The organism is Frigoribacterium sp. RIT-PI-h (assembly GCF_001297205.1).
GTDB lineage: Bacteria > Actinomycetota > Actinomycetes > Actinomycetales > Microbacteriaceae > Frigoribacterium.
Genome location: NZ_LHOZ01000073.1, coordinates 1 through 16,877 on the forward strand (window position 1 = coordinate 1; position 16,877 = coordinate 16,877).

Consider the following 16,877-nt stretch of genomic DNA (forward strand, 5'->3'; position numbering starts at 1 on the left):
GGAGCGACCCCGGTCAGGAGGCGCGGGTGGCGCGGACGACGAACGGCCCGGCCCACGAGGGGGCCGGGCCGTGCTCCGGGGTGACGTCCGGCGTCAGAAGCTCGTCTGGGCCGGCGTGTCGGTCTGCAGCAGGATGCCGTCCTGGATGGCGCGCTTCCGCAGGGCGACCTTCGTGCCCACGTCGTAGCCGGCCACGCGGTACTTCTCGCGGATGCGCTTGAGGTAGCTCTTGGCGGTCTCTTCGCTGATGCCGAGCTGGTAGGCGACGGCCTTCACCGGCTCGCCACCGCCGTAGAGCGCCATCACGCGGCGTTCTTGTGCGCTGAGCTTCGGCACGCCGCCGACCTCGGCGGCGTTCAGGGCCAGGTCGAGTTCGGCCGAGATGTACGACTCGCCCTTGGCTGCCGAGCGGATCGCCTCGACGATCATCTCGGCGTCCTCGCTCTTGACGAGGTAGCCCAGGGCGCCGGCGGCGAGGGCCTCGCGCACCACGTTGGGCTCGGAGTAGGTGCTCATCAGGACGGTCTTGACGCCCGTCGTCTTGAGCGTGTTGATCTTCAGCGAGATCGGGATGTTGTCCTTGAGGTCGAGGTCGAGCAGCACGACGTCGACGGGGAACTCGGGGTGCGTGAGCAGCTCGGGCCAGGACGCGACCGCGGCGACCATCGAGATGTCGCTCGCGGCACCACGGATCCACTCGCTGAGGGCGCCCAGGAGCATCTTGTGGTCGTCTACGAGGGCGAGGCGGATGCGGTCGTCGTGGTCTGACACGTCGGGACCTTCTTTCAGGACGGTGTGGGGTTCATGCTACGGGCGGGGGTGGTGATCGGGCCGGACCACGCGGGGTGCTCGGCGGCTCAGGCCTCGGCGGGGTTGTCGACGATGCAGCTGACCGAGATCTTGACGCTCGATTCGTGGGACGACACGACGTACTCCCCGGCGCGCTCGAGGGCGTTCCAGGTGGCGGGCGTGACGCGGTTGCGGCGGATGCCCGTCGTCGAGAGCACGACGGGCACGCACACGCTGCGACCGGCGAACGACTGGGACGCGGCGGTCACCGGGCCGAGGGCGAGCTGGATGGTCGTGCCCGGGGCGCGGCTCTTCGAGTCGCCGAGCAGCAGCCAGACGCCCTGCAGCAGGCCGTCGCGCTGTGCCGGGGCGAGCAGGCCGGCCAGCGACGACGGGTCGACCAGCGTGACCGACCGGCCGAGGTACTCGGACTCGGTGACCGCGTGGTGCAGCCAGGTCTCGCGCCGGCCCTCGATCAGGTGCAGGCGGAGTTCGGTGGCGAGCGACGCGGCCTGCGAGGCGACCTTGGGCGAGAGGGGCAGCGGCACGTCGCCGTTCGCGACCCCGTCGAGCAGCTTCTCGGCGGCGAGGTCGAGCCGCGCCAGTTCGTCGCTCGCGAGCATGCCCACCGCGAAGCGGGGTTGCGACACGTTGCTCTGCACGAGCACCCGGTCGAGCTCGACCTGCACCATGCGGCGGAACCGGTGCACCGCGAAGGTGGCGATGGCGCTCGGCAGGACGGCCAGGGCCACCACGGTGATCTGCTGCGGCCCCGAGTCGCTGGTGACGGGCGTCGAGAGCGCCACCATGACGACGAGCGCCACGAACAGCAGGGCGGTGGCGACGACCACCTCGCGCACGGGCCTGAGGGTGACGATCGGCAGCAGGCCGAAGCCGACGGCCACGCTCGAGGTGGCGTAGGCGCCCACGTCGTGCAGGGGCCAGATGGCGACGAAGTCGAGTGCGACGACGACGGCCAGCACGACCCCGATCACCGCGAACACCCCCGTGGTGAGCCTCTCGCCCCGCACCGTCACGAGCACGGCCGTGCCGATGAAGGTCGCCACGTACAGCAGCCACGAGATCAGGACGGGGGCGACGTCGGGATAGGCCGACAGGTGGCTGAGGAAGAAGGCGAGGCCGTACACGGCCTGGAGTGCGGCGACCACGGCCGCGCCGACGCCGAGGTAGCCGGTGCCGAGCGTCGCGCCGGCCGCGCGCGCCTGGCGCAGCGAGCGCGCGCCGGTCGAACTGATCGGCAGACCGCGGGCGGCCCGGCGGCCCCGGAGGACTCCGAGGGTGTTCTCGTCGATGCTCATCGCGGGGCCTCCAGGACGACGGTGGTGCCCGATCCGGGGGACGAGAAGAGGCGGGCGCTGCCGCCGACCTCGTGCAGCCGGCCGACGACGGACTCCTTGAAGCCCAGGCGTTCTTCGCTGATGCCGGCGAGGTCGAAGCCGACTCCGGCGTCGGTGACCATGGCGCGCACCATCGAGTCGTCGTGGATGATCGTGACGTGCGCCTCGGTCACCCCGGCGTGACGTCGCACGTTCTCGAGGCACTCGGCGAGGGCCAGCAGGAAGGCGTCGAGCACGTGCGTGGGCAGCAGCACCTGGCCGGTGCCGTGCCAGCTCACCTCGAGGCCCATGCGTCCGAAGCGCTGCTTGACCGACTCGAGGGTCTGGCCGAGCGGGGACTCCTCGACGGTCTCGAGGCTGTAGTCGCCCGAGGCCTGCGGCTGGGGGGTGCCGCCGAGACGCAGGTGGCGCAGCAGACGGGCGTCCTCGGCGGCCTGGTCCTGCAGAGCCTGGGGGGTGACGCCGAAGCCCGAGTGGGCGAGCAGGGTCAACGTGGCCAGCACGGTGTCGTGCAGCAGGCGTGCGCCCTGCCGACGTTGCGCCTCGGTCTCGCTGGCCTGGCGTTCGGCCCGGTGGGCGTTGCCGATGCTGTAGATGCGGCGGGCCGCCAGGGGCACGGCACGTCCGAGCCAGAGTCCCGTGACGAAACAGGAGACCCAGCCGAGCAACACGGCCGCGACCGGGAAGGTGAAGAGCGAGCCGGTGGCCAGGGCCACCAGGGCCAGCTCGACGACGAAGGCCACGATCGCCGTGGTCAACCGCGGTCGGCTCGACGAGAGCATCAGGCTGAAGGCGGCGGTCGCACCGCCGGCCAGGGGGATGATCGCGGTGGCGAGCGGGCCGTCGTCGGGGCCGCCGGCGGGCAGCAGGGCCACCACGGTCGCGGCGATGCCCGAGGCCAGCCCGACCGGGACCCAGACGCGGGCGCGCGGCCCGGTGACGAAGAGCAGCGACACGACGAGCAGCGCGACGAGCGGGGCGATGGCCGCGAGGTGCAGGGGGTCGGTGACGCCGGGGATCGCCAGGGCCACGATCGAGACCGCCGCGCAGGCGAGCCCCAGGGTGCTGGTCGTGCTGCTGAGCAGACGATCGCGCTCTTGGGCGAAGATGTCCATGATTCGTGAGTGGCTTCCGACGGTGGCGTCACGGCTGCCGGGTGGCTGGTGACTCCTCATGTTTTCACACCCAGCCCCCTCTCAGGGGGTCGTGCGGGGCCCGAATCGCCGATCGGCGAGGTAACGATCCGGTCGCGACGCCGAACTGTACCCCGTGGTGTCCACCGAACTGGGGTCAGTCGAACAGGCGACGCAACTGGGCGCCCACCGCGTCGCCCTCGATGAGGAATCCGTCGTGCCCGTAGGGGCTCTCGACCACGGCCACGTCGTCGCCGTCGAGCCCGTGCCGCAGGTGTCGTGCGATCACCCTCTGGTCGGACACGGGGAAGAGCCGGTCGCTGTCGACGCCGAGCACGAGCGTCCGGGCCGTGATGCGGTTCAGGGCCGCCGCCACGCCACCCCGGTCGCGCCCGACGTCGTGCGAGTTCATCGCGCCCAGCAGGGTCACGTAGCTGCCTGCGTCGAAGCGCCGGGTGAACTTGTTGCCGTGGAAGTCGAGGTAGCTCTCGACCTGGAACCGCCCCGGACCGCCCAGCGGTGAGATCTCGCTCTGCCAGCTGCGACCGAACCGGGCGTTCAGCTCGTCGGGAGAGCGGTAGTTGAGCAGGGCCATCCGCCGGGCGAGCGCGAGGCCGCGGTACGGGCCGTCGACCGAGTCGTAGTAGTCCCCGCCGTCGAAGGCGGCGTCCATCCGGATCGCCTCGTACTGCACCGTGTTCAGGGCGATCTGGTCGGCGCTCACGACCGGCGGCGCGGCCCGCACGGCGAGCCGGGCGACGCGCGCCGGGTGCGTGATCGCCCATTCGAGGGCGTGCATGCCGCCCATCGCCCCGCCGACGACCGCGGCCCACCGCTCGATGCCGAGGCGGTCGGCCAACGCCGCCTGGGCGGCGACCTGGTCGCGGATCGTCAGGTGGGGGAACCTCGACCCCCACTCGACGGCGTCCGGCGCGAACGACGAGGGGCCGGTGCTGCCCTGGCAGCCCCCGAGCACGTTCGGCGCGACGACGAACCAGCGGTCGGTGTCGATCGCGAGCCCCGGGCCGACGACGCCGTTCCACCAGCCGGCCGTGGGGTGGCCGGGGCCGGCCGCGCCGACGACGTGGCTGTCGCCGGTCAGGGCGTGCGAGACGAGCACGGCGTTGCCGCGGTCGGCGTCGAGCTCGCCCCAGGTCTCGTAGGCGATCCGTGGTCGGGGCAGCGTGGCGCCGCTCTCGAGCACGAGGTCGTCCAGGGCTTCGAACGACCGCCCGCCGGGATCGTCGCCGTCGCGCCAGGCGCCGGTGACCGGCGGGCGGCCGAGCATCGCCAGGCGCGTGCGCTCGCTGATGACGCTCGACGGGACGGTGTCCTCGGGTGTGCTCTGCCAGTCCATGTGACGTCCATCCTGGACGAGCCGAGGAGGCGCGGTGCGTTTGTTACGCGCACCGCGCCTCCTCGGGGTTGCCGCGTCCCGCGCGACCTCGTCGCCGGCGTCCTAGCTGCTGCGGAGCGCCTCCCGGGTGACGGCGCGCGCCGCGGCGAGGCCGGCGTCGAGGGCGGCCTTGAGGTCGTCGACGTTCTCGAGGCCGACCGAGAGGCGGACGAGCCCCGGGGTGACGCCGGTCGTCAGCTGCTGCTCGGGGGTGAGCTGCGAGTGCGTCGTCGAGGCGGGGTGGATCACGAGGCTGCGCACGTCGCCGATGTTGGCGAGGTGGCTGAACAACTCCAGCGCGTCGACGAGCGCCCGACCGGCGTCGACGCCGCCCTTGAGCTCGAACGAGAGGACGGCGCCGACGCCGCGCGGCGCGTACTTGTTGGCGGCCGCGTACCAGGGGCTCGTGGGCAGGCCGGCGTAGTACACCGCCGCGACGTCGTCGCGGGAGTCGAGCCACTCGGCGATCTCCTGGGCGTTCTGCACGTGGCGTTCGATGCGCAGGCTGAGCGTCTCGATGCCCTGGATCAATGAGAAGGCCGTGTCGGGGCTGTTGGACGCCCCGAGGTCGCGCAGCAGCTGCACCCGTGCCTTGACGACGTACGCGAGGGCGTCGCCGACCGCCTGCGTGTAGACGGCTCCGTGGTACGACGGGTCGGGCTGCGTGAGACCCGGGAACCGCTCCGCGTTCGCCGACCACGGGAACGTGCCGCCGTCGACGATGAAGCCGCCGATGACCGTGCCGTGCCCGCCGAGGAACTTCGTCGCCGAGTGCACGACGATGTCGGCGCCGTGCTCGAGCGGCCTGATCAGGTACGGCGTCGCGATCGTGTTGTCGACGATCAGCGGCACGCCCTCGGCGTGCGCGACGTCCGACACCTTCTCGAGGTCGAGGATGTTGATCTTGGGGTTGCCGATGGTCTCGGCGAAGAACAGCTTCGTGTTCGGGCGCACCGCACGACGCCACTCGTCGGCGTCGTCCTGGTTCTCGACGAACGTCGTCTCGATGCCGAGCTTCGCGAGCGTGTACTTGAAGAGGTTGTAGGTGCCGCCGTAGATCGACGACGACGACACGATGTGGTCGCCCGCCTCGGCGATGTTCAGCACGGCGAAGGTCGACGCGGCCTGACCCGACGCCACCAGCAGCGCACCCGTGCCGCCCTCGAGCGCGGCGATGCGCTTCTCCACGACGTCGTGGGTGGGGTTCATGATGCGCGAGTAGATGTTGCCGTTCTCGGCCAGGGCGAAGAGGTCCTGCGCGTGCTGGGCGTCCCGGAAGACGTACGACGTCGCCTTGTAGATCGGCGTGGCGCGGGCGTGGGTCGTGGGGTCGGGCTGGGCTCCGGCGCGGATCTGCTGCGTCTCGAACTTCCAGGCGGGCTGGGCGCCGGTCCTGGTCCGCGCCTGCGGTCGGGGCGCGGGAGGGGGGGTCCGTGCGCCGGGTGGTCGGCGGGATCGGCGGGGTCTGCGATGACAGCCACGGTACGGACCGTGCCCCCGACCGTCCACGAAGGCGGACACGCGACGTAACGGGGCCGCTAGCGTGGGCCGGGCGCGTCCGCAGCGGACGACGACGACGAACGAGGCAACAGGAGGCACACGTGGCGAAGCGGGTCGTGGTGACGGGAGCCAGCTCGGGCATCGGAGCGGCGACGGTGCGGCTGTTCCGCTCGCGCGGCTGGGAGGTCCTGGCGGTCGCCCGACGCGAGGAGCGGCTCCGCGCGCTCGCGGACGAGACGGGGGCGACCTGGTTCCGGGCCGACCTCACCCGCGACGACGACGTGGCGGCCCTGCGGGCCCACGTCGAGTCGACCGGGCCGCTGCACGCCCTGGTCAACAACGCCGGCGGCGCGTTCGGGCTCGACAGCGTCGAGAACGGCTCGGTCGACGACTGGCAGCGCATGTTCGACGTCAACGTGCTCGGCACCAAGCGGGCGGTCACCGCCCTGCTGCCCTCGCTGCGCGGCGGAGCCGAGGAGGCGCGGGGCGCCGACATCGTCACGGTCACCTCGATCGCCGGTCACGTCGCGTACGAGAACGGCGGCGGCTACAACGCCTCGAAGTTCGCCGAGCACGCCCTCGTCGCGGTGCTGCGGCTAGAGCTGGCGGGGGAGCCGATCCGGGTGATCGAGATCGCCCCGGGCATGGTGCACACCGAGGAGTTCTCGCTCGGGCGGTTCGGCGGCGACCAGGACCGCGCCGCCGCCGTCTACCGCGACGTCGAGTCGCCGCTGTCGGCCGACGACGTCGCCGAGTCGATCGTGCACTCGGTCGAGCTGCCGGCCCACGTCAACCTCGACCTGGTGACGATCAAGCCCGTGGCGCAGGCGGCGACCTACAAGGTCGCCAAAGGGGAGCTGAAGGTCAAGAAGGGCTGACCGGCCCGGCGGGGCCCGCAGGCCTGGCCCCGCGCAGCGCCGCGAGGTCGCCCTCGACGGGGTCGCGCCGCCCCCCGTGACGTCCGTCGGCGCAGTCGGCGTCCGGGCGTCCCGCCCCGCCGAGCCGATCCACGACGGTCTGGCCGCCGTCGCCCCAGGCGCGCGGGCGGGCGGCCGCCACGACCTCGGCCACGAAGTCGTCGTCGTCCCGGCGCGCGGCCAGCGCCCGGGCCACGCCCTTCGACGCCGCCTCGCGCAGCTTGAGCGCGTCGACGTCCTCGGGGCGGTAGTCGCACCGGGGCCGGGACTGCCCGTGCGACCGGCCGGTCGTCCGCCGCGGCCGGCGGACCCGCACGGCGGCCGCGGCCTGCTCGGCGGTCAGGCGGTCGATCTCGTCGCGGGTGACCCGCGTGGCGACGGCCTCGTCGAAGGGCAGATGCTCCTGCAGGGCGCGGCGGATGATCTGGTTGGTCACGGCGACGACCAGGGCGGAGCGGACGATCAGCAGGCCCTCGTCGACGGCGCGCTCGAGCGCCGTGCGCTCGGCGCGGCGGCGCGTTCCGGGGCCGTGGGGCACGGGTCGACGTCCTCTCGTGGTGTGACGGGTGAGGCCCCGACCCTACGGCGTGCAGGGGGCTGCCGACCGGGTGGGTGGCCCGGGGGACGGGCGGACGGACGACGCGTCGCAGGGGTCACGAGCGGGTGGTTCCGACGCGGGGCGACCCGGCGGACGACCGGGCGTACGCCGCCGACGGTGCCCGCGCCTCCTGCCGTCCGGGGCCCCCGGGGCCGCCGAACCGCGCAAAAGGGCGGGCCTCACCCGGGGGGAGCCGGCGCGGGCCGGGTCCCACCCGGACGTCACCCGGACGAGGCCCCCTCGAACGGGGGACGGCCTCGTGTCTCGTCTTCCCAGGAGGCTCCCCGTAGCGTTGTCATGGTCAGGACGCTCCGAACCCGAATCCGGGGCGTGCCTCTGCCGTGGTCGCCCGAATCGACCACCGGCCGACGACGCCGGGCCACCCACCCGACGACGTCACCCGAACACACCCTCCGACGAGGGCCGCCACCCGAACGCGCCGCCCCGCGGCGTGACCGGCGACCGTCGACGACCCCAGAGGAACCCCCGCGACCCTCCGCGTCCGCACACCCCTGCCCGCCGTCCGCCCGGCCACCGTCCGCTCCCCCCGGGGAGGTGTCGCGTGAACCGGCCCGCCCCCCGCGTCAGCGTCGTCGTCTGCGCCGACGAGTCCACCCCGTTCGACGGTCTGACGGCCGCCCTAGACTCCGTCCTCCGCGACGGGGACGTGCACGACGTCCTCGTCGTCGTCGACCGTGCCCCGCGACTCCGCGACCACCTGCGCCACCGCTACGACGACCTCGTCGTCGTCGACAACACCCGCACACCGGGGCTCGCCGGCAGCCGCGACGCCGGCATCGAGTCGGCCCGAGGCGACGTCGTCGCGTTCCTCGACGCGGACTGCGTCGCCCACGCCGGCTGGGCCCGGGCGCTCGCCGCGCCGTTCGACCAGGTCGACGTGATCGCCGTGGTCGGCCGGACCGAGGCGACCTGGCCCGGTACGGCCGCGTCGGCACTGCCCGACGACCTGCTCTGGGCCGTGGACTGCACGCCCCGCTCGCGTCCCGACGGCCTCGTGGGGCTCGACGACGTGGTGGGGGCGACCGTGGCGTTCCGCCGCTGGGACCTGCTGCAGGTCGGCGGCCTGGCCAGCGGGGTCGACGCCCGTGACGCCGTGCCTCGTGGCGCCGAGCTCGTCGAGTTGTGCCTTCGCCTGGCGGCGGACGAGCCGGAGGCGCGCATCGTCTCGACCTCGTCGGCCCGCGTCTCGCGCACCGTCGCCCCGAACGAGACCCGCTGGCGGTCCGTCGCGGGGGCCGCGTTCGACCGCGGCGTCGCACAGTCCGCCCTCCGACGCTCGGTCGGCCGTGACGCCGACACGGGAACGGTCCGCGGCGTGACGACCGGTCGTCTGGCCTCGGTCGCCGGGCGATCGCTGCTCGGCCGCCGCCCGGGTGCGTGGCTCCTGGGCGTCGCCGCCCTGGGCCTCGCGGCGGGTCGCGTGCGCGGCGCCCGCGGCGGCGCCGCCGTCGGCGTGCCGTCCGAGCACCTCGGGCCGCTGCGAGCGGCGGCGGTCCGTCACTGACGGCCGGGCCGGCTCACGGGATGCGTCCGTAGCGTGAGCGTCATGGACCAGACCACGCCGGGGGCCGAGCCCGCGCCGGTGACCCGCACCGCGCCTCCTCTGCTCCGCCCGCCGTTCATCCGCCAGCACTGGGGCGGCCTGGCCTTCGCGCACTGGCGGGTCGAGCCCGACCGCGTCGCACCGCCGTTGCCGCCCGGCACGCGGCCCGACGTGTTCGACGGCTCGACCTGGGTCGGCCTGATCCCGTTCAAGCTGACCGGCAGCGCCTTCGGGCCGCTGCCCGCCGTGCCCTGGGCCGGAGACTTCCTCGAGACGAACGTGCGGCTGTACTCGGTCGACGCCCTCGGCCGTCGCGGGGTGGTGTTCCGCACCCTCGAGGCGCAGCGCCTGGTGTCGGTGCTCGCCGCGAACGTCGGGCTCGGCCTGCCGTACCGGTGGGCGTCGATGCAGGAGTCCCGGGCCGACGGGGTCGTGACGTACCGCAGCACCAGGCTCGGGCCGGGGGCGAACCCGTCGTCGCGTCTGTCCGTCCGACCCACCGACGAGGTGGTCGACGGCGACCCGCTCGCCGAGTTCCTCACCGCCCGCTGGGGCATGCACGTCGCCCGGGGGGGACGCACCCGGTACTGGCCGAACCGGCACGACACCTGGTCGCTGCGCCGGGCCGAGCTGGTCGACCTCGACGACGAGCTGGTGGCCGACGGCGGCCTGCCGGGCGTCACCGACCGTGAGCCCGACTCGCTGCTCTGGTCCGACGGCGTCGACACCGTCTTCGCGCCCCCCGGGGGTGCCTGGGTCCCCGCGTGACGCGTGGGGGCCTGCGCGCGTTACGGTTGTCGGCATGGTCACCCCACCCGACGACAACCAGGCCGCCCCCGCACGACCCGAGGTCGAGGCTCCCGAGAGGGAGGTGCTGGGCTGGCTCGAGTTCGGTGAGGCCGCTCGCCACCTGGCCTCGGACGTCGTCCAGGCGGGGTTCACGCCCGACGTGATCGTCGCCGTCGCCCGTGGGGGGCTCGTGCTCGCCGGGGCCGTCGCCTACGCGCTCGACACCAAGATGTGCGGCTCGATCAACGTCGAGTTCTACACCGGCGTCGACGAGCGTCTGCCCGAGCCCGTCCTGCTGCCGCCGACCCTCGACGCCCCGTCGCTCGAGGGCAAGAAGGTGCTCGTCGTCGACGACGTGTCCGACTCGGGGCGCACCCTCGTGCTCGTGCGAGACCTGCTCGCCGAGGTCGCCGCCGAGGTGCGCACGGTCTGCCTGTACAGCAAGCCCCGCACCGTGCTCGAACCCGACTTCGTCTGGAAGCGCACCGACCAGTGGATCACCTTCCCGTGGAGCGCGCTGCCGCCCGTGACGCGCGAGGTCGGATCGGGGGCCGGCGAATGAGCATCCACCTCGTGGGCGGCGGCTGGTCACCCGACGACACCGAGCTGTACGACCTCTTCGTGGCCGAGGCCGCCGTCCGAGGTGCCGCCGTCGGCCGGAGCGTGCCGCGCATCGCCGTGCTGATCGTCGTCGCCGACGACTCGCCGTCCGCCGAGTTCCGCGACGGTTACCCGGCCATGCTCGCCGCTGGAGGCCGCTGCGAGGCCCTCACCACGATCGTCGCCGCGGGTGACGAGTTCGACACCCGCGTGCTCAGCGACGTCGACGGCTTGCTCGTGGCGGGCGGGCTCACCCCCGCGTACCTCGACGCCGTCGCGCCGCTGATCGACCAGGGGCGCCTGCTCGTCGCCGACGGGCTGCCCTACCCCGGGTTCTCGGCCGGTGCCATGATCGCCGCCGACCGTGCCGTGCTCGGCGGCTGGCTGATCGGCGACGTCCCGGTCTGCCCCGAGGACGCCGCCGAAGACCTGGACGAGGTCACCCTCGCCGACGGACTCGGCCTCGTCGACCTCGCCATCGACGTGCACGCCGCCCAGTGGGGCACCCTGACCCGACTCATCGCCGCCACCGAGGCCGGCCTCGTCCGCGGCGGCGTCGCGATCGACGAGAACACCGCCCTGGTCGTCGGCGAGGGGGCCCTGGCGGTGCTCGGCACCGGCAGCGTCTGGCGCGTCGAACCGCAACTCGACGACGACGGCGAGATCGTCGGCGTCTCGGTCGGCACGCTCGGGGTCGAGTGACCGACGCGACCGGGTCCGGGCCGGGCCGCGACGACGGCCCCGCCGACACGCACGACCACCGTCGACCGCTCTCGGAGCAGATCGATCCGTCGTGGGCGACCGCGCTCGAGCCCGTGGCCGACCGCATCGCCGACATGGGCGAGTACCTGCGGGCCGAGGTGCGCGCCGGGCGCGGTTACCTGCCCGCCGGCGAGAACGTGCTGCGTGCTTTCCGTCAGCCACTCGACGAGGTGCGCGTCTTGATCGTCGGCCAGGACCCCTACCCGACGCCCGGCCACCCGATCGGGTTGTCGTTCGCCGTCGACCCGCACGTCCGACCGGTCCCGCGCAGCCTCGCGAACATCTACCGCGAGCTCCACGACGACCTCGGCGTGCCCGTCGTCGAGCACGGTGACCTGACCTCGTGGTCGCACCACGGCGTGCTGCTGCTCAACCGCGTGCTCACGGTGCGTCCGGGCGAGACGGCGTCGCACCGCGGCAAGGGCTGGGAGCCGGTCACCCAACGCGCCATCGAGGTGCTGGCCGCACGGGGCGGGCCGCTCGTGGCCGTCCTCTGGGGTCGCGACGCGTCGGCGCTCAAGCCGATGCTCGGTGACGTCCCCTCGATCGAGTCGCCCCACCCGAGCCCCCTGTCGGCGTCGCGCGGGTTCTTCGGCTCGCGACCGTTCAGCCGGGCGAACGAGCTGCTCGTCGCCCAGGGCGGCGAACCCGTCGACTGGACGCTGCCGCCCGCCTGACCCCGTCCCGGCCGGTGTCCGCACCGGGCCGGCGCCCGGCGTGGCAGAGTGGGCCCGTGCTCGAAGAGGAATACCAGCCCCGACGGCGCCTTCCCCGAGCCCTGCGGCCCCCGGCCCCGGTCGAGCCCGGCTTCTCGTTCGAGATCCGCCCTGCGACGCCTGCCGACCTGCCCTACGTGCGCGAGATCTACAACCACTACGTGGCGAACTCGTCGGTCACCTTCGACGAGGACGCCATGACCCTCGCCGAGTGGCGTCGCAAGTACGCCTTCGTCACGAAGCTCGGCATGCCCTTCCTCGTCGCGGTGAACCCGTCCGGCGAGGCTCTCGGCTACGCGGTCGCGACCCCGTGGGGTGGCAAGGCGGCCTACCGCTACACCGTCGAGAGCTCGATCTACCTGCGGGCCGCGTCGACGGGCAAGGGGCTCGGCCGTGCCCTGCTCGAAGCGCTCGTCGAGGCCTGCCGGGACGCGGGCATCCGCGAGATGATCGCCGTCATCGCCGACAAGAACGCCGAGGCGTCGATCGGCCTGCACGAGCGGCTCGGGTTCACCGAGGTCGGTCGCATGGGCCGGGTCGGCTTCAAGTTCGGCCGCTGGCTCGGCACCATCACGATGCAGAAGTCGCTCAAGAAGCGCCGCCGCGGCTGAGCCTCAGGGCAGCGGCCCCACGATCTGGCGCAACACGCGTTCGGTCGCGTGCACGGTGGCGGGCTCGCCGCGCCAGAGCATGCGGACGATCAACCCGTCGACCGCGAGGGCCACGACGTCGACCCGGTCGGCCGGGACGCCGGCCCGCCCCAGCACGTGCTCGAGCGACGAGTACCAGAGGTCGGCGTCCTCGCGCAGGGACTCGTCCCGCATGGCGGTGAAGAGCAGCTCGTACTGCGCCCGGGCGGACCCGCGCTCGGTGATCGCGTACCGGACGAGGGTCTCGGCCAGGTCGGACAAGGAGGCGCGCTCGAGTCGGTCGAACGACCGCACCCAGTCGGTGGTCGCGTGGCGCAGCGCCGCCCGGAGCAGGTCGTCGCGTCCGGCGAAGTAGTACGTGGCGGCCGAGACCGGGACGCCGGCCGCCCGGGCGACCGCCCGGTGCGTCACGGCCGAGGGGCCGCCCGTCTCGAGGACGGCCAGGACGCCGTCGAGCAGCGCGCGCCTCCTGGTCTCGCCCTTCGGAGTGAGGGCCTGGCCGCCGGGGCCCAGGTGCCGATCGCCGGGAGCCCGGTCGTCACCCGACGTCGTGTCGGTCACCGGGGTCAGGCCGCGGCCTCGTGGCGACCGCCGAGCTCGAGCATGGTGACGCCGCCGATGACGAGGACGATGCCGCCGAGCTGGACCAGGGTCAGGGGTTCCTTGAAGAAGATCCAGCTGATGAGGGCGACGAGCACGACGCCGACGCCGGCCCAGATCGCGTAGGCGATGCCGAGCGGGACGCCCTTGGTCAACGACTGCGAGAGCATCGCGAACGCGAAGACGTAGCCGACGACGACCGCCGCGTACTGCCACCACTTGGCGTCGGGGCCGCTGGTGACCTTGAGGAAGCTCGTGGCGAAGACCTCGCCGACGATGGCGAGCGCGAGGAAGAGATAACCCATGACGGTGTCCTGTCGAGACGTGCGACGGTCCCGGCGGCGACCTGCGGCCGGGGGAGCACGAATGGGACGAATGTACCAGAAAAGACCGCCGGGGGCAGGGGCCGCGGCCTAGGCTCGACGGGTGTTCGAACTCCACCACCTGAGCGCCCACGAGCAGTGGGACTGGCAGCGCCGCGGCGAGGTCTCGCCCCGCGAGCTGACCACCCACTACCTCGAGCGCATCGACCGCCTCGACGGCGACATCGGTGCGTTCGTCACGGTGACCCGCGAGGCCGCCCTCGAGCGGGCCGACGCCCTGGCCGCCGACGGGCCCACGGTCGCGCCGCTCTGGGGGCTGCCGCTGGCCGACAAGGACCTCAGTGACCGCGCGGGCGTGCCGACCTGGTCGGGGTCGCGCCTCAGCCGAGGGCGGGTGCCCAGGTCGTCGTCCGAGATCACCGAGGTGCTCGACGAGGCCGGCGCGATCAGCCTGGGCAAGACGGCCACGCCCGAGTACGGGCTGACCGCGTACACCGAGACGCTCGTCGGTCCACCGACGCGCAACCCGTGGTCGACCGGGACGGGTGCGGGCGGGTCGAGCGGCGGGGCCGCGGCCGCCGTCGCCGCCGGCCTGCTGCCGTTCGCGCCCGGGTCGGACGGCGGGGGCAGCATCCGCATCCCGGCGGCCGCCACGGGCCTCGTCGGCATCAAGCCCTCGCGGGGTCGGGTGCCGGCGCAGTCGGGCCTGCCCAGCCTCGCGGGTCTGCCGGTCGGCGGGGCCCTGGCCCGGTCGGTGGCCGACGCCGCCCTGCTGCTCGACGCGATGGTGTCGCCGGACGGACGCGACCCGCGCCACCACCAGGCGCTCTGGGCGCCGCCGTCACCCGACGGGGCCTACCTCGGCACGGCCGTGCGGGGCGAGGGACGCTTCCAGGTCGCGGTGATGACGACCAGCCCCTGGGACGACGCGTTCGACGTCCGGGTCGACCCGCGCCTCCTGGGCGTCCTCGGCGAGACCGCCGACCTGCTCGCGACGATGGGGCACGGGGTCGACGAGACCAGCCTGCCGTCGTCGGACTACCCGGCTCTCTTCCGCACGATCTGGCAGGCGGGGGCGGCGGGCATCCCGGCCGAGAGCGAGGCCGACCTGGCACTGCTCGAGCCGATCACCCGGTGGCTGGTCGAGCAGGGGCGCCGCGTCACGGCACGCGAGCTGTCGGCGGCGCTCGTGGGGCTGGCGGCGTTCGAGCGCGACGTGATCGAGCGGTTCTCGGCCTTCGACGCCGTCCTGACGCCGACGCTCGCGATGCTGCCGCGCCCGATCGGCTGGTACGACGCCGAGGACGCCGAACGCAACTTCGAGCAGCAGTGTCTGTACTCGCCGTTCACGTCGTTCGTCAACGTGGCCGGGCTGCCCGCGATCAGCCTCCCCGTGGGCGAGGTGGACGGGGTGCCCGCGGGTGTGCAGCTGATCGGGCGACCGGGACGCGAGGACGTCCTGCTCGCGATCGGCGCCCAGCTCGAACGTCGGCTGCGGTGGCAGCGTCGGCACCCGCCGATGTGGTGAGCCGGGCCGCCACCCGATGACGAGTCGGCCTGCCACCCGGTGACGAGCCGGGGTCTCAGTCGAGCGTCGGCACCGAGTCCACGAGCGTGCGCGTGTAGTCGTGCCGGGGCCGGCGCAGCACCTCGTCGGTCACGCCCTGCTCGACGATGCGTCCGTCGCGCAGCACGGCGACCCGGTCGGCGAGGTGCTGCACGAGTCCGATGTCGTGCGACACGAGCAGCAGTGACAGCCCGCGCTCGTCGCGCAGCTCGCGCAGCAAGTCGAGGATCTGCGCCCGCACGGTGACGTCGAGCGCGCTCATGGGCTCGTCGCCGATCAGCAGCCGCGGCCGGTGCACGAGGGCCCGGGCCAGGGCGATGCGCTGCCGCTGGCCCCCGCTGAACTCGTGCGGCCAGGCCTCGGCGTCGCGCGAAGAGAGCCCCACGCGTTCGAGCATCTCGGCCACCAGGCGGTCGTGGTCGCCCTCGACGCCCAGTGCGCGCAGCGGCTCGGCCACGGTGTCGCCCACGCGCATGCGGGGGTCGAGCGAGCTGTAGGGGTCCTGCAGGACGATCCCCGTCTGCCGCCTCAGCCAGCGCAGTCGGGACGCGTGGTCGGGGGCGACCGCCCGGCCGTCGAACGTCACGGTGCCCGACGTCGCCCGGTCGAGGGCGAGCAGCAGGCGCACGAGCGTGGACTTGCCCGAGCCCGACTCGCCGATCAGGGCGACGCTCTCGCCGGCCGCGACCTCGAGGTCGGCGTCGACCAGCGCGTGGCGCACCGGGCCCGGCTGGAAGGGCGACCGGCGCGGCAGGGTGAAGGTGCGGGTGAGGCCACGGGCGATGAGCAGAGGAGGCGCGGGTACGGTCGTCGGGTCGCTCACGAGGCCCTCCAGGTCGTCGCCCTCGTGGCCTCGACGAGTCCGCGGGTGACCTCGTGCTCGGGGCGGTGCAGCAGCTGCTCGACGGGGCCGCGCTCGACGACGCGCCCGTGCGACAGCACCGCCGCGTGATCGGTGATGCGCGAGAGCACCGCGAGGTCGTGCGTGACGAAGAGCAGCGACGTCCGCTGCTCGTCGACGAGGCGCTGGAAGAGCGCGAGCACCTCGGCCTGCGTCGTGACGTCGAGGGCCGTGGTCGGTTCGTCGGCGAGCACGAGCCCGGGGCGGTTGATCAGGGCCATGGCGATGCCGACGCGCTGCCGCTGACCGCCCGAGAGCTGGTGTGAGTAGAGGTCGACGACGGTCTCGGGGTCGGGCAGGCCGACCTCGGCGGCGGCGGCCACCGCCCGGACGCGGGCGTCGCGACGACCGACGCGGCCGTGCAGGCGGAGGGGCTCGGCGATCTGCCGCCCGACGGTGACGACGGGGTCGAGGGCCGTACGGGGGTCCTGGAAGACCGTGCCGACGACGCGGCCGCGGAGGCCGGCCAGCTCGCGCTCGGACGCCCCGAGCAGTTCGCGCCCGTCCAACCGGATGCTGCCCGTGGCGCGGGCGCCGTCGGGCAGCAGACCGAGGACGGCCAGCGTCGTCATCGACTTGCCCGAGCCGGACTCGCCGATCAGCCCGACCCGCGCACCGTCGGGCACGTCGAGCGAGAGGCCGTCGACGACACGGCGGTCGCCGATGGTCACGGTCAGGTCGTCGATCACGAGGCTCACGAGACGACCCCCGGGG

The 16,877-nt window shown here is 73.6% G+C and carries 18 protein-coding genes; 8 read left to right on the plus strand and 10 right to left on the minus strand.

The genetic code is table 11. The features are described from left to right. Positions 1–93 precede the first annotated feature (93 nt). The 5 genes from AEQ27_RS09950 to AEQ27_RS09970 all read right to left on the minus strand — a co-directional run bounded on the left by AEQ27_RS09950 (position 94) and on the right by AEQ27_RS09970 (position 6,029). Entirely contained in the window at positions 94–771 is a 678-nt protein-coding gene (locus AEQ27_RS09950; protein WP_043593728.1) for a response regulator transcription factor, read from the minus strand. 86 nt (positions 772–857) lie between these two features. Then, entirely contained in the window at positions 858–2,108 is a 1,251-nt protein-coding gene (locus tag AEQ27_RS09955; RefSeq protein WP_054146513.1) for a hypothetical protein, read from the minus strand. Beyond that, on the minus strand, positions 2,105–3,262 hold the full coding sequence (locus tag AEQ27_RS09960; protein WP_054146514.1) for a sensor histidine kinase: 1,158 nt from the start codon (positions 3,260–3,262) through the stop codon (positions 2,105–2,107). Before AEQ27_RS09960 ends, AEQ27_RS09955 begins: the two co-directional genes overlap by 4 nt. A 175-nt stretch (positions 3,263–3,437) precedes the next feature. Beyond that, a complete protein-coding gene (locus tag AEQ27_RS09965; protein WP_054146515.1) occupies positions 3,438–4,637 on the minus strand; it encodes a homoserine O-acetyltransferase in 1,200 nt (399 codons plus the stop codon). Between the two features lie 102 nt (positions 4,638–4,739). Continuing rightward, a complete protein-coding gene (locus AEQ27_RS09970; RefSeq protein ID WP_054146525.1) occupies positions 4,740–6,029 on the minus strand; it encodes a bifunctional o-acetylhomoserine/o-acetylserine sulfhydrylase in 1,290 nt (429 codons plus the stop codon). Between the two features lie 248 nt (positions 6,030–6,277). Between AEQ27_RS09970 and AEQ27_RS09975 the strand changes: the two genes are divergently transcribed. Continuing rightward, positions 6,278–7,054, plus strand: coding sequence for an SDR family oxidoreductase (locus AEQ27_RS09975; RefSeq protein WP_054146516.1), 777 nt, complete (start codon positions 6,278–6,280; stop codon positions 7,052–7,054). Here AEQ27_RS09975 and AEQ27_RS09980 read toward each other — a convergent pair. Next, the gene (locus tag AEQ27_RS09980) at positions 7,041–7,631 is read right to left on the minus strand and encodes a hypothetical protein (RefSeq protein ID WP_054146517.1); all 591 of its coding nucleotides are present in this window, start codon (positions 7,629–7,631) and stop codon (positions 7,041–7,043) included. The genes AEQ27_RS09975 and AEQ27_RS09980 overlap by 14 nt on opposite strands. Positions 7,632–8,253: 622 nt before the next feature. Between AEQ27_RS09980 and AEQ27_RS17800 the strand changes: the two genes are divergently transcribed. The 6 genes from AEQ27_RS17800 (at position 8,254) to AEQ27_RS10010 (ending at position 12,733) form a co-directional block, all read left to right on the plus strand. Next, positions 8,254–9,216, plus strand: coding sequence for a glycosyltransferase family 2 protein (locus AEQ27_RS17800; protein WP_054146518.1), 963 nt, complete (start codon positions 8,254–8,256; stop codon positions 9,214–9,216). Positions 9,217–9,258: 42 nt separating this feature from the next. Further along, entirely contained in the window at positions 9,259–10,023 is a 765-nt protein-coding gene (locus AEQ27_RS09990) for a YqjF family protein (protein ID WP_054146519.1), read from the plus strand. Positions 10,024–10,057: 34 nt separating this feature from the next. After that, positions 10,058–10,606 (plus strand): phosphoribosyltransferase, encoded by a 549-nt coding sequence (locus tag AEQ27_RS09995; protein ID WP_054146520.1) that lies wholly within the window; start codon positions 10,058–10,060, stop codon positions 10,604–10,606. Beyond that, positions 10,603–11,346, plus strand: a complete 744-nt coding sequence (locus tag AEQ27_RS10000) for a Type 1 glutamine amidotransferase-like domain-containing protein (protein WP_200908354.1) — start codon at positions 10,603–10,605, stop codon at positions 11,344–11,346. Before AEQ27_RS09995 ends, AEQ27_RS10000 begins: the two co-directional genes overlap by 4 nt. An 80-nt stretch (positions 11,347–11,426) precedes the next feature. Continuing rightward, the gene (locus tag AEQ27_RS10005) at positions 11,427–12,083 is read left to right on the plus strand and encodes a uracil-DNA glycosylase (protein WP_054146526.1); all 657 of its coding nucleotides are present in this window, start codon (positions 11,427–11,429) and stop codon (positions 12,081–12,083) included. 56 nt (positions 12,084–12,139) lie between these two features. Beyond that, positions 12,140–12,733 (plus strand): GNAT family N-acetyltransferase, encoded by a 594-nt coding sequence (locus tag AEQ27_RS10010; protein ID WP_054146521.1) that lies wholly within the window; start codon positions 12,140–12,142, stop codon positions 12,731–12,733. 3 nt (positions 12,734–12,736) lie between these two features. Here AEQ27_RS10010 and AEQ27_RS17285 read toward each other — a convergent pair whose 3' ends face one another. Together AEQ27_RS17285 and AEQ27_RS10020 are read right to left on the minus strand one after the other, a co-directional pair. After that, entirely contained in the window at positions 12,737–13,333 is a 597-nt protein-coding gene (locus tag AEQ27_RS17285; RefSeq protein ID WP_054146522.1) for a TetR/AcrR family transcriptional regulator, read from the minus strand. A 5-nt stretch (positions 13,334–13,338) separates the two neighbouring features. Further along, positions 13,339–13,677, minus strand: coding sequence for a multidrug efflux SMR transporter (locus AEQ27_RS10020; RefSeq protein ID WP_043593751.1), 339 nt, complete (start codon positions 13,675–13,677; stop codon positions 13,339–13,341). A gap of 121 nt (positions 13,678–13,798) precedes the next feature. Between AEQ27_RS10020 and AEQ27_RS10025 the strand changes: the two genes are divergently transcribed. Beyond that, positions 13,799–15,223, plus strand: coding sequence for an amidase (locus tag AEQ27_RS10025; RefSeq protein ID WP_054146523.1), 1,425 nt, complete (start codon positions 13,799–13,801; stop codon positions 15,221–15,223). Positions 15,224–15,278: 55 nt separating this feature from the next. On the opposite strand, the gene AEQ27_RS10030 is transcribed toward AEQ27_RS10025, so the two are convergent. Further along, positions 15,279–16,085 (minus strand): ABC transporter ATP-binding protein, encoded by an 807-nt coding sequence (locus tag AEQ27_RS10030; protein WP_235451052.1) that lies wholly within the window; start codon positions 16,083–16,085, stop codon positions 15,279–15,281. Further along, positions 16,082–16,877: ABC transporter ATP-binding protein (locus AEQ27_RS10035; protein WP_369813628.1), on the minus strand; the 796-nt coding region annotated here is incomplete at its 5' end. The genes AEQ27_RS10030 and AEQ27_RS10035, both read right to left, overlap by 4 nt.

Coding starts and splice junctions, on each gene's coding strand:
- AEQ27_RS09955 (WP_054146513.1), bottom strand. CDS start 2,108: ATGAGCATCGACGAGAACACCCTCGGAGTCCTCCGGGGCCGCCGGGCC.
- AEQ27_RS09960 (WP_054146514.1), bottom strand. CDS start 3,262: ATGGACATCTTCGCCCAAGAGCGCGATCGTCTGCTCAGCAGCACGACC.
- AEQ27_RS09965 (WP_054146515.1), bottom strand. CDS start 4,637: ATGGACTGGCAGAGCACACCCGAGGACACCGTCCCGTCGAGCGTCATC.
- AEQ27_RS09990 (WP_054146519.1), top strand. CDS start 9,259: ATGGACCAGACCACGCCGGGGGCCGAGCCCGCGCCGGTGACCCGCACC.
- AEQ27_RS09995 (WP_054146520.1), top strand. CDS start 10,058: ATGGTCACCCCACCCGACGACAACCAGGCCGCCCCCGCACGACCCGAG.
- AEQ27_RS10000 (WP_200908354.1), top strand. CDS start 10,603: ATGAGCATCCACCTCGTGGGCGGCGGCTGGTCACCCGACGACACCGAG.
- AEQ27_RS10020 (WP_043593751.1), bottom strand. CDS start 13,677: ATGGGTTATCTCTTCCTCGCGCTCGCCATCGTCGGCGAGGTCTTCGCC.